Source organism: Pseudomonas sp. AD21 (genome assembly GCF_002878485.1).
GTDB lineage: Bacteria > Pseudomonadota > Gammaproteobacteria > Pseudomonadales > Pseudomonadaceae > Aquipseudomonas.
In genome coordinates, this window is sequence record NZ_NQYG01000103.1 from 1 (window position 1) to 12171 (window position 12171).

Sequence of the window (12171 nt, forward strand, 5' to 3'; positions counted from 1 at the left end):
GCGCTGGCGATCTGCAGGTTCATGTCGCTGATCACCGTCACCGCATCGCTGATCTTGCCCAGCGCATCCACCGCCTGACGGATCTGCCCGGCGTTGTTGTGCGCCTGGGTCTGGCTCGAGTGCATGGTCGCCACCACGCCACGGGTGCCGGTCTGGATACGCTCGATCACGATGCGGATTTCTTCCACCGAATCCTGGGTACGCTTGGCGAGGTTGCGCACTTCATCGGCCACCACCGCGAAACCACGCCCGCTCTCGCCGGCGCGAGCCGCTTCGATGGCGGCGTTGAGCGCCAGCAGGTTGGTCTGTTCGGCGATGCTGCGGATCACTTCCAGCACCGAGCCGATCTGCTCGCTGTTGACCGCCAGCGCTTCGACTTCGGTCACGGCTTTGCTGACTTCATCAGCCAGTTGATTGATGTCGCGGGTGCTGCGCTCGATGATCGACATGCCGTCCCTGGCCGACTGATCGGCGCCCTTGGCAGCGTTGGCCGCGTTCGATGCGCTGTTGGCGACATCGTGGGCGGTGGCGCTCATTTCGTTGGAGGCGGTGGCAACCTGGTCGATCTCGCGGAACTGCACCTGCATGCCTTCGCTGGTCTGGCGGGCGATTTCCGAAGACTGGTCGGCGGTGCCACGGGCCTCGGTGATGCTCTGCTTGATCTGGGCGATGGTCGGTTGCAGCTTGTCGAGGAAGCGGTTGAACCAGTTCACCAGTTCGCCCAGTTCATCCTGCTTGCTGTAGTTCAGGCGCTGGGTCAGGTCACCTTCACCGCTGGCAATGTTCTTCAGCATGTCGGCAACGCTGTTGATCGGCCGGGTCACGCCCGACGCGGTGAGCCAGATCAGCAGCAGGCCGATCAGACCGGCGGCGATCGCCACCAGCAGCGCAGTGATCACTCCGGTTTTCTGGGCATCATCGAGCACCGCTTGCAGCTTGACCGAGTCGGCCAGCAGCACCTGTTTCGGCAGGTCGATGACCACGCCCCAGGCCCGCGAGCTGCCAATCGGATCGACCGGGTACACGGCGCGAATCAGGTCGCCCTGTTCGAGAATTTTCGGTGTGCCGCTGCTGACCAGTTGCAGCAGGTCCTTGCCATCGGCGCCGAGGGTGTCGCTGATTTTCTTGCCGACCTTGGTCGCGTCGGAACTGTCGGCACCGAGCACGCCGCTGCCGGAGACGATCAGCATGTGCCCGGCGTTGTTGAACAGGGTGCGCTGGGACTCCACGGCTGCCGCTTGCAGGGCGTCGAGGGCGATGTCGACACCGACCACGCCGATGGCCTTGCCGTCGACGATCAGCGGCACGGAAATGGTCGTCATCAACATTTCCTTGGTGCCCACGGTGTCGGCATACGGGTCGAGCAGGCAGGTGCGCTTGTTGTCGCGAGGGCAGGTGTACCAGCTGTTATACGGCGTGCCGCTGAGGCTGAGGGTGGTCTTGGTCATGTCTTCTTCGACCATGATCGTGTTCAGCGCCGAGCCGGCGGCGCGGCTCCAGTAACTCGCAAAACGCCCGGCTTCGTTGGACTGGCGCGCGGCGTCGTTGACGAACTCGCTGTCCTTGCCATCCAGCCCGTTGGGTTCGAAGGCGAGCCAGATGCCGAGCACCTTGTCATTGCGCTCGAACGCGGTTTTCAGGCTCTGGTTCAACTCTTCACGCAGGGCGCCGGCGTCCAGCGAACGCTTGGCGGCCAACACGCGCATGTCCTTGATCTGGTCGGCCAGGGCGGTGATTACCGTCAGGCTTTCGCCAAAAGTCTTCTGCACCCGCACTGCTTGCTCGGCAGCCTTGGCCTGCAACAGGTTCTGCACACTGGCGGTGAGCATCTTGCTGCTGGAGTCGCTGACCAGATCGTCGTTCTGGTTGGTCTGGTAAATGTTCATGCCGACGATCAGCGCGACCACACCGAGCAGGCACAGGCCGGAGAGCAGGACGATTTTCAGGCGAATGGAGAGAGAGTCGAACATGGGGCGATCTCGTGAATGAATGAGCAGGTGGCCCGGGCGGAGTAACCGGTTCGCCAAATCCATTCAGCGCCATTCAATGCTCATCGGCGTCGGACGAGGGCGCATGAGGTGTTTGCCGACGAACGGTCAGCGCTAAACGTTTGCGCAGGAGATTGTGCTGAAAAGGCGATTAATTACAGGGAAGTTTCAGCACGTTGAATAACCTGTTTGGTGAAGCAAGGGGAGGGGGCTCCTGTGGCGAGGGGATTTATCCCGATGGTCTGCGAAGCAGACCCAACACCTGAGAACCAGTCTGAAACTGAAACCTTGCGAATGTCTGATTGGTGGCCGCTTCGCAGCCAATCGGGGATAAATCCCCTCGCCACAAAAGCGCTTCACACAGAAACTCGGTTTGGACTAGACAGAAATAGATTCCGGGCGCGACCAGATCCACAGGTTGCCGAGGGTCATCCCGGCAATCGCCAGATACACCGGCCAGCCGTGATCGAGCATCACCAGCATCAACGTCGCGCACAGCAGCATGCTGATCGTGGCACTGACCTTGGCCTTGCGCGCGATGATCTTGCCGTTGCGCCAGTTGCTCAGGATCGGCCCGAACAGCCGATGGTTTTCCAGCCATGCGCTCAGGCGCGGCGAGCTGCGGGTCGCGGCCCAGGCGGCGAGCAGGATGAACTCGGTGGTCGGCAAGCCGGGCACGACGATGGCAATCAGGCCGATGCCGAGGCTGACGTAGGCCAGCAGGCCGAACAGCAGGCGGGCGAGTTTTGAGGTGGCGGGTTGCGGCATGGGCTCAGCGGTTGCTTCTGAAGCGGGATGGGAATCTTACAGGCTTACGGCGTTCCCCTGTAGGAGTGAGCCTGCTCGCGATGGCGGTGTATCAGTCGACATTCATGTTGAATGACAGGACGCCATCGCGGGCAGGCTCACTCCCACAGGTGGGATTTGTGGTGTGTCAGGCCGGTTCGGCTTCGGTGGCGTAAGCCTGTTCCAGCAGCACGGTGAAGCGGTTGAACGCATCGATCGCGCCTTGCTCGACTTCAGCTTCTTCTTCAGCACTGAACTGCAGCGAATCGAGGGTACGCACGAAGTTCTTCCAGCCCTCGGCACGGCCACCTTCTGGCTCACCCAGGTGACGGGCGCCAAAGGTTTCGCTCAGCTCCAGGGCCACCGCGCGTTTGATCAGGAACGCCGCGCCGAGCTTCGAACCTTCGGAAACAAAGATCCAGCCCAGGGCACGAGCCTTGCTCGGGTTTTTCACCGCGCCCGCGACCGGCGCCGGCACTTCGGTGTCGAGATCGGCGAGGTCAGCCTTGGCCGCTTCAGCGCGGCAACGGGCCGGCAGGTCAGGGACGATGGCAGTCAGTTCGGCGTTGTTGTAGAGGTCAACCAGCTCCGACTGGAACAGGTACTGCGCCACCACGAAACGGGCGAAGTTGGCGCGGGTTTCGAACGGCGCATGGGCTTTGACCAGTGCGTCGAGCTTGCTGTGCGGCTCGTGGGTGATCTGGTTCAGGCGTTGTGAACGCAGGGTTTTTTCCGAAGTGGTCATGAGATGTCCTTGATAAAAGAGGCGCTTGATAACGAGACGAACGGGCAAGTGCCGGACGGTAAAAAAAGCCCCGCGACGCGCTGATGAACAGGCGCGCCGCAGGGCTGTCCGGATCAGATGTCCCAGACCAGATTGATCGCGAAGTTGCGGCCCGGCTGGGTCAGGCGATCGAGGTTGGCCGGTTGCGTCACCGAGGCTTCGCCGACGCTGTCGTAACCGCGCACGTCATCCCACAGCCAGTACTTCTTGTCGGTCAGGTTGTAGATGCCGCCGCTGACGGTGACGTCGTCGGTGACTTTGTAATAGCCGGCCAGATCGAGAATGCCGAAGCCCGGGGTCTTGAACTGGCTGCTGACGCCATCCGGCGATTTGAAGTTGCTGTCGTCGACGCGGTCCTTTTTCTTCACCACGGTCCAGCTCAGCAGGCCGCCGTAGTTGTCTTGGTCGTAGCCCAGACCAAACACGCCGGTCAGCGGATTGACGCTGTTGAGCGGCTCGCCGTTATCGTTGTTGCGACCGTATGCGTAGGCGATCGAGCCTTGGGTGTAGAGGCCTTGCGGCGCGCCGAACGCGTCCAGATTCAAGCGGCCTTTGACTTCGGCGCCCTTGATGGTCGCGTGCTTGATGTTGCTCGACTGGAAGGTCAGTTCGTCGTAGCCAGGGGTGACGGCGTCTTCGTTGATGAAATCGCGGTACTTGTTATAGAACACCGCCACGTCGAACGAGCCTTGCTCGAAGTTGCCGCGCAGGCCGGTTTCATAGCTTTTGCTTTTTTCCGGTTCCAGGTTCGGGTTCGGCGCCACGTTGTAACCGGTGGTGCTGTTTTCGAAGCGCCCGTACAACGCTTTCGCGGTCGGCGTGCGGAAACCTTCGGCGTACTGGCCGTACCAGGTGTAATTGTCGGTCAGGGCGTAGGTCAGGCCGAATTTGGGCGAGACTTTGTGCCAGGTCTTGTTCTCGTCGCTGACGGTGCCGTTGCCGTCGGCGGCCACGGTGTTGAGGAATTCCTGAGTGATGTGCGGCTTGAGCTGGGTGTAGTCGTAGCGCAGGCCCGGCAGGAAGGTCCACTTGTTCCAGCTGATCTGATCCTGGGCGAACAGGCTGTAGGTGTTGATGGTCGGGTCCGGGAAGTCGCTGGACTTCTTCAGCACATCCGCTGCGCTGGTGGCACCGATCGCAGTGCAGCCACGGCCGATCGCCAGGCACTTGCCGTCGCCGCTGCGCGAACCGGTGACTTTCTGCTGTTTGATCGTGGTGCCGTAGGTCAGCACGTGATCGGTGTCACCAATGGCAAACGCCTTGTCCAGTTGCGCATCGAATACCCACTGCTTTTCCTCGTAGATCGTGTCGCGGGTACGCAAGACTTTGCGCGACATCGGGTAATAGAACTCTTCGGTGCTCTGGTCGGTCTTGGCTATCTGGTGGTTGAGGCTCCACTTCACGTTATCGACCAGCAGGCTGTCGAGGGCGAAGCGATGTTCGATGCCGAAGCGCTCACGGGTGATGGTGTCGTTGCCGGTGCGCCACTGGTACATGCCGCCGGGCAGCATGCTGTCGGGGATGGTCGGAGCGCCGTTGAAGTACGGGCCACCGTAGGCGCTTTTCTGATCGGTGTCGCGATCATCCTTGTACTTTTCGTAGGTCAGGCCCAGGCGCGAATCGTCGTTGTAGTTCCAGCCGATCTTCGCCAGCACGTTGGTGGCTTTGACGTCTTCCGGGTTGGCGGCGGTGCGCTCAAGGCCAGTGCCGTTGTTGCTGCCGTAGGAATCGGTTTCGTGGCCGTCGCGCTGGCTGTAGTGCAGCAAACCGTCGAACTGCTCGGCACGGCCAGCGACGGTGGCGGATTTCAGCCAGCTCTCATCAGCGGAGCTGTAGCCGGTTTTCAGGCGGGCGCCGACGTCTTTGCCGGGCTTGATAATGTCGTCCGGGTCGAGGGTGTAGTAGCTGACGGCGCCGCCGATGGCATTGCTGCCGTACAGCACCGAGGCCGGACCACGGAGGATTTCCACGCGTTTGACGATTTCCGGATCGACGTAATTGCGCTGGGTCTTGGCGTACGGGCCGTTGAAGAAACCGTCCGGTACTTCGACGCCATCAACCTGGGTCAGGATGCGGTCGCCGTCGATGCCGCGAATGTTGTAGCCGCTGATCCCGCCGCGCTGGCCGGCGCCACCGACGGAGACGCCCGGCTCGTAGCGCACCAGATCCTTGATGGTGTTGACGTTGTTGCGGTCCAGGTCCTGGCGGGTCTGCACGGTGACGGTGGCCGGCACGCTGTTGATCGACTGTTCCTGGCGGGTGGCGCTGATGGTCACCTGATCCAGATTGAGTGCGCCACTGGTGGTGCGCTTCTCCAGCACCACATTGTTGTTGCTCAGTTTGCGGAAGCTCAGGTTGGTCCCCACCAACAGGCGCTCCAGGGCTTTTTCCGGCGGTAGCGAACCGCGCACGCCTGGCGATGACACGCCCTGACCCAGTTCTGCCGGCAAGCCGACCTGCCAGCCGGTCACGCTGGTGAAGGCATTGAGTGCCGACACCAGCGGTTGCTGGCCGATAGAGAACGAATAATCACCCATGTTGCGCGCCGGCTGTTCGGGGGCAGCCATCAGCGGTGCGGTGCCGGCCATCAGGATGGCGGCCGTCAGCAGCGACAATACGCGGGAAGGGGAAGCAGTCTGGCGGGTAAGGCGAGAGGACATCGATAGCGCTCCGTGTCGCACGAATCTTTATAGGTGCTGATTCGCGTCAGAAGATGCGAATCAATTGCATTGGCTATAACGAGACGAACGGGATTCGGCTATCGAGTAAAAATAATTCTCATTTAGTTCAAGATCACCAGCGCCGGGAATTCCTGCAGGCGCGCCGAGGTGATGTGGGCGAGGGAGCGCACCACGTCCAGCGGCTGGTCGAGGCGGTAGTTGCCGGTGACGTTGACGTCGGCCAACTGCTCGTTGGTGTTGATGATCCAGCCCGGGTAATAGCGGCGTAGTTCGGCCAGCACCTTGTCGAGCGGGCAGTTCTCGAAGATCAACCGACCTTGTACCCAGGCCAGATCCGTGGCGGTATCGAGTTTGGCCGGGCGGTCGAAACCGTTGGGGCCGATGCGGATGCTTTCGCCGGCGGACAAGCGTACCCGCGCGTCGTTGTGCGTGGCGCGCAGATCGACATCGCCGCGCTGCACATTGACCTGCGCCACGCCATCCAGATAACGCACGGCGAACGCGGTGTCGCGCACGCTGGCCTGTACCGGACCGGCGTCGATTTCCAGCGGCTGGCCACGGTTGGCGGCAATCTCGAAAAACGCTTCGCCCTGGTACAACCGCGCCACGCGCTGGCGCTCATTGATGGTGCTGGAGAATGCCGAATTGGTGTTGAGCAACACCTTGGAGCCGTCTTCCAGTTGCAGGCGCTGGCGCTCGCCGACCACGGTCAGGTGATCGGCTTGAATACGCATCGGCAGGTTACTGAAACTGAACAGACCGAGCACCAGCACCGCAGCGGTAGCCAACGGTTTCCAGTGCGGACGCAGACGTTTGAGCAAGGTCACTTTCGCAGGCTTCGCGGCGAGACTTTGCGCGCATTGCACCACCTGCGGCCCATCCCAGATGGCCTGCGCCTTGGCGAACGCCTCGGCATTCAACGGATCGGCCGCCAGCCACGCGTGAAATTGCCGGGTCTGCTCGTCGTCCGCACTGCCGAGCACGATGAGCCAGTCCAGAGCCTGGTCCATTGCACTGGCGGCGTCCTGCGCCGTGTCGGGCGAAGGCGAGCGGTGGGTGTCCGTCACGGTGTGTCCTCGAGCTTTTGCAAAGCAGTTTCAAGTTTCAAGCTACAAGCTGCAAGCTAAAGCTCGTTCCCGCGTCGGGACTTCCAGTCTTCGGCTTGCCGCTCGAAGCTCACAGCTTGCCGCTGCCGTCATGCCGTTCGGCGACACCGATGCAGATCGACATGATCAGCTTGAGTTCCTTCTGCACGGTACTGAGCGACACGTTCAGCTCGTCGGCGATTTCCTGGTAGCTGTGCCCGTGCAGGCGGCTGAGGATGAAAATCTGCTGCTGACGCGGGCTGAGTTGACTGAGGCTCACGTTCAGGCGCTCCAGCAATTGTTCGGCGTGGGCGGCGTCTTCGGCGCTGCTGGCGGGGGCGGCGACGCTGTGCACCACGTCCTGCGGCACGTCATCGACCATAGTCCGCGAATGGATCTTGCGCGCACGCAGGTGATCCAGCGCCAGATTGCGCGCGGTCTGGAACACGAAGGGTTCAAGGTGATCGATGGCGCGCTCGCTCAGCGCCCGCGTCACGCGCAGGTAAGTTTCCTGCAGCAGGTCTTCGGCGGTGCTGTGGTTGTTGACCATCCGCTCGATCGTGCGCAGCAGGGACGTGCGCTGAGAGAGGAAGACGTGGTTGAAGCGCGATTGACTCACGGGGGAACCTGATCCATTTCGAGCGAATGATAATGCTTATCATCCAGTCGAATGGTCAAGCCCTGATTTTGAATACAGCACAAAACATGTAGGAGTGAGCCTGCTCGCGATAGCGGTCGATCAGCCACAACATTTGTGACTGACAGATTGCAATCGCGAGCAGGCTCACTCCTACAGAAAAGCAGGGGATTACTCGGCGTTACACAACGCCAGGCAGTTATCCAGCATGCGATTGGAGAAGCCCCATTCGTTGTCGTACCAGGCCAGCACTTTCAGCAGTTTGCCGCTGGCTTTGGTGTGGTTGGCGTCAAAGATCGACGACAGCGGGTTGTGGTTGAAGTCACTGGAAACCAGCGGCAACGTGTTGTAACCCAAAATTTTCGAGTGCTGACTGGCCGCCTTCATCAGCGCGTTGACTTCTTCTGCGCTGGCTTCTTTCTTCAACTGCACGGTCAGGTCCACCAGCGACACATTGATCACTGGCACCCGCACGGCCATGCCGGTCAGTTTGCCGGCCAGTTCCGGCAGCACCAGGCCCACCGCTTCGGCGGCGCCGGTCTTGCTCGGGATCATGTTCTGCGTGGCCGAACGCGCGCGGTACGGGTCGGTGTGGTAGACGTCGGTGAGGTTCTGGTCGTTGGTGTAGGCATGAATGGTGGTCATCAGGCCGCTTTCGATCCCCAGCTCGCGGTGCAACACCTGCGCCACGGGCGCCAGGCAGTTGGTGGTGCACGAAGCGTTGGAGATGATCTGGTGCGACTGGCGCAGAATGTCGTGGTTCACGCCGTAAACGACGGTGGCGTCGGCGCCTTTGGCCGGTGCCGAGATGATGACTTTGCGGGCGCCGGCAGTAATATGCGCGGCCGCTTTGGCGCGGTCGGTGAACAGGCCGGTGCATTCGAACACTACATCGATCTTTTCCGCGGCCCATGGCAGCTCGGCCGGATTGCGGATGGCGCTGACCGAAATACGGTCGCCATTGACCGTCAGGCTCTCATTGTCATGGGCCACTTCGGCGTCGAATGTACCGTGAACGGTGTCGTACTTGAGCAGATGGGCGTTGATGGCGCTGTCGCCCAGGTCGTTGATGGCGACGATCTGCAAATCCTGTCGATAGCCTTGGGTATACAGTGCGCGCAGGACATTACGGCCGATGCGGCCAAAACCATTGATTGCGATTCGAAGAGTCATTAAACAGCGCCGCCGTCGTTTTGTTGTTGGAATTACAAGATTATTCGCATAAAAATAGAAAACAAGCCTTTTTAGTGGCAATATTTTGTTTTATCTACAACGAGTGACCTGAATCAACTGGTCCGAATGGTCAAAAAAACCGTCTGTCATTCCAACAACAACGGCGTTTGATCAGCATAGACAATCAGGTCGCCACATCCGTTAGCCTGGAGTTCTACACATGCATCCCCGCGTTCTTGAGGTCACCGAACGGCTTATCGCCCGCAGCCGCGCCACGCGTCAGGCTTACCTTGCACTGATTCGCGGCGCCGCCACTGATGGGCCGATGCGCGGCAAGCTGCAATGCGCCAACTTCGCCCATGGCGTGGCCGGGTGTGGCAGCGAAGACAAGCACAGCCTGCGGATGATGAACTCGGCGAATATCGCCATTGTTTCTTCGTATAACGACATGCTTTCGGCGCACCAGCCGTACGAAGTGTTCCCGCAACAGATCAAGAATGCCCTGCGCGAAATCGGCTCGGTCGGCCAGTTCGCCGGCGGTACGCCGGCGATGTGCGATGGCGTGACCCAAGGCGAGCCGGGTATGGAACTGAGTCTGCCGAGCCGCGAAGTGATCGCCCTGTCGACCGCTGTGGCGCTGTCGCACAACATGTTCGACGGTGCGCTGATGCTGGGCATCTGCGACAAGATCGTCCCGGGTCTGATGATGGGCTCGCTGCGCTTCGGTCATCTGCCGACGATTTTCGTCCCGGGCGGGCCGATGGTCTCGGGGATTTCCAACAAGGAAAAAGCCGACGTGCGGCAGAAGTACGCCGAAGGCAAGGCGACCCGCGAAGAGCTGCTGGAATCGGAGATGAAGTCCTACCACAGCCCGGGCACCTGCACCTTCTACGGCACCGCCAACACCAACCAGTTGCTGATGGAAGTCATGGGCCTGCACTTGCCGGGCGCGTCTTTCGTCAACCCGAACACTCCGCTGCGTGACGCGCTGACCCGCGAAGCCGCGCATCAGGTCACGCGCCTGACCAAGCAGAACGGCAACTTCATGCCGATCGGCGAGATCGTCGACGAGAAGTCGCTGGTCAACTCGATCGTCGCGTTGCACGCCACTGGTGGTTCGACCAACCACACCTTGCACATGCCGGCCATCGCCATGGCGGCGGGCATTCAACTGACCTGGCAGGACATGGCCGACCTTTCCGAAGTCGTGCCGACCCTGAGCCACGTCTACCCGAACGGCAAGGCCGACATCAACCACTTCCAGGCGGCGGGCGGCATGTCGTTCCTGATCCGCGAACTGCTCGAAGCCGGCCTGCTGCACGAAGACGTCAACACCGTGCTCGGTCATGGTCTGAGCCGTTACACCAAAGAGCCGTTCCTCGATAACGGTGAGCTGGTGTGGCGCGAAGGCCCGATCGAAAGCCTCGACGAAAACATCCTGCGTCCGGTCGCCCGAGCGTTCTCGGCCGAGGGCGGTCTGCGGGTGATGGAAGGCAACCTCGGGCGTGGCGTGATGAAGGTTTCCGCCGTGGCCCTGGAAAACCAGGTCGTCGAAGCGCCGGCCATGGTGTTCCAGGATCAGCAGGATCTGGCTGATGCGTTCAAGGCTGGCCTGCTGGAAAAGGATTTCGTTGCGGTGATGCGCTTCCAGGGCCCGCGCTCCAACGGCATGCCTGAGCTGCACAAGATGACGCCGTTCCTCGGCGTGCTGCAGGATCGCGGCTTCAAAGTCGCGCTGGTCACTGACGGGCGCATGTCCGGCGCCTCGGGGAAAATCCCGGCGGCGATTCACGTCAGCCCTGAAGCTTATGTCGGTGGTGCTTTGGCGCGGGTGCAAGAGGGCGATATCATCCGCGTCGATGGCGTCAAAGGCACTTTGGAACTCAAGGTCGACGCCGCCGAATTCGCAGCGCGCGAACCCGCCAAAGGCCTGTTGGGCAACAACATCGGCAGCGGTCGCGAACTGTTTGGCTTCATGCGTTTGGCCTTCAGCTCGGCGGAGCAGGGCGCCAGCGCCTTCACTTCTGCCCTGGAGACGCTTAATTGAAACTGGCTTTGGTCGGTGATATCGGAGGCACCAACGCGCGGTTCGCGTTGTGGAAAAACCAGCAGCTGGAATCGGTTCAGGTGCTGGCCACGGCCGACCACGCCAGCCCGGAACAGGCGATCAGCCTGTACCTGAGCGGCCTTGGTCTGGCGCCGGGTGCGATCGGCTCGGTATGCCTGTCGGTGGCGGGGCCGGTGAGTGGTGATGAATTCAAGTTCACCAACAATCACTGGCGCCTGAGCCGCACGGCGTTCTGCAAGACCTTGCAGGTCGAGCAACTGCTGCTGATCAACGACTTCTCGGCGATGGCGCTGGGCATGACCCGCTTGCAGCCCGGCGAATTCCGCGTGGTCTGCGAAGGCACGCCGGAGCCATTGCGCCCGGCGGTGGTGATCGGCCCGGGCACAGGCCTGGGCGTCGGCACCTTGCTGGATCTGGGCGAAGGTCGTTTTGCCGCGCTGCCGGGGGAGGGCGGTCACGTCGATCTGCCGCTGAGCAGCCCGCGAGAAACGCAACTCTGGCAGCACATCCACAACGAAATCGGCCACGTCAGCGCGGAAACCGCGTTGAGCGGCGGCGGTCTGCCACGGGTTTACCGGGCGATCTGCGCGGTGGACGGGCATGAGCCGACACTCGACACACCTGAAGCGATCACCGCGGCCGGTCTGGCGGGGGATCCGATTGCCCTGGAGGTGCTGGAGCAGTTCTGCTGCTGGCTCGGCCGCGTGGCGGGCAACAACGTGCTGACCACCGGTGGTCGTGGCGGGGTGTTCATCGTTGGTGGGGTGATTCCACGCTTTGCCGACTTCTTCCTCGAAAGCGGTTTTGCCCGCAGCTTCGCCGACAAGGGCTGCATGAGCGATTACTTCAAAGGCATACCGGTGTGGCTGGTGACAGCGCCGTATTCCGGCCTGATGGGCGCCGGTGTGGCCCTCGAACAAGCTGGCTGAGGATCGTTCCCACGCTCCGCGTGGGAATGCAGCCCGTGAC

The 12171-nt window shown here is 61.4% G+C and carries 9 protein-coding genes and 1 pseudogene; 2 read left to right on the forward strand and 8 right to left on the reverse strand.

Going from position 1 to position 12171, the window contains the following annotated elements; translation table 11 throughout:
* From PseAD21_RS30410 to gap, 8 genes and pseudogenes are all read right to left on the reverse strand, one after another.
* Positions 1-587: methyl-accepting chemotaxis protein (locus tag PseAD21_RS30410; protein WP_371859113.1), on the reverse strand; the 587-nt coding region annotated here is incomplete at its 3' end.
* Positions 588-737: 150 nt separating this feature from the next.
* Positions 738-2033 (reverse strand): annotated as a pseudogene (locus PseAD21_RS30415) (cache domain-containing protein); the annotation flags it as partial.
* 333 nt (positions 2034-2366) lie between these two features.
* On the reverse strand, positions 2367-2756 hold the full coding sequence (locus PseAD21_RS28600; protein ID WP_102359063.1) for a YbaN family protein: 390 nt from the start codon (positions 2754-2756) through the stop codon (positions 2367-2369).
* 166 nt (positions 2757-2922) lie between these two features.
* Positions 2923-3519, reverse strand: coding sequence for a biliverdin-producing heme oxygenase (locus PseAD21_RS28605; protein WP_102359064.1), 597 nt, complete (start codon positions 3517-3519; stop codon positions 2923-2925).
* 113 nt (positions 3520-3632) lie between these two features.
* A complete protein-coding gene (locus tag PseAD21_RS28610) occupies positions 3633-6218 on the reverse strand; it encodes a TonB-dependent receptor (RefSeq protein ID WP_102359065.1) in 2586 nt (861 codons plus the stop codon).
* 122 nt (positions 6219-6340) lie between these two features.
* Entirely contained in the window at positions 6341-7306 is a 966-nt protein-coding gene (locus PseAD21_RS28615; protein ID WP_102359066.1) for a FecR domain-containing protein, read from the reverse strand.
* Between the two features lie 109 nt (positions 7307-7415).
* Positions 7416-7943 carry an RNA polymerase sigma factor gene (locus tag PseAD21_RS28620; protein ID WP_102359067.1) on the reverse strand — a complete coding sequence of 176 codons (528 nt, stop codon included), beginning with the start codon at positions 7941-7943 and terminating at the stop codon, positions 7416-7418.
* 189 nt (positions 7944-8132) lie between these two features.
* Entirely contained in the window at positions 8133-9134 is a 1002-nt protein-coding gene (gap, locus tag PseAD21_RS28625; protein WP_102359068.1) for a type I glyceraldehyde-3-phosphate dehydrogenase, read from the reverse strand.
* A gap of 220 nt (positions 9135-9354) precedes the next feature.
* Between gap and edd the strand changes: the two genes are divergently transcribed.
* Positions 9355-11181 (forward strand): phosphogluconate dehydratase, encoded by a 1827-nt coding sequence (edd, locus tag PseAD21_RS28630; protein ID WP_102359069.1) that lies wholly within the window; start codon positions 9355-9357, stop codon positions 11179-11181.
* Positions 11178-12131 (forward strand): glucokinase, encoded by a 954-nt coding sequence (locus tag PseAD21_RS28635; RefSeq protein WP_102359070.1) that lies wholly within the window; start codon positions 11178-11180, stop codon positions 12129-12131. Before edd ends, PseAD21_RS28635 begins: the two co-directional genes overlap by 4 nt.
* The last annotated feature ends 40 nt before the right edge of the window (positions 12132-12171 follow it).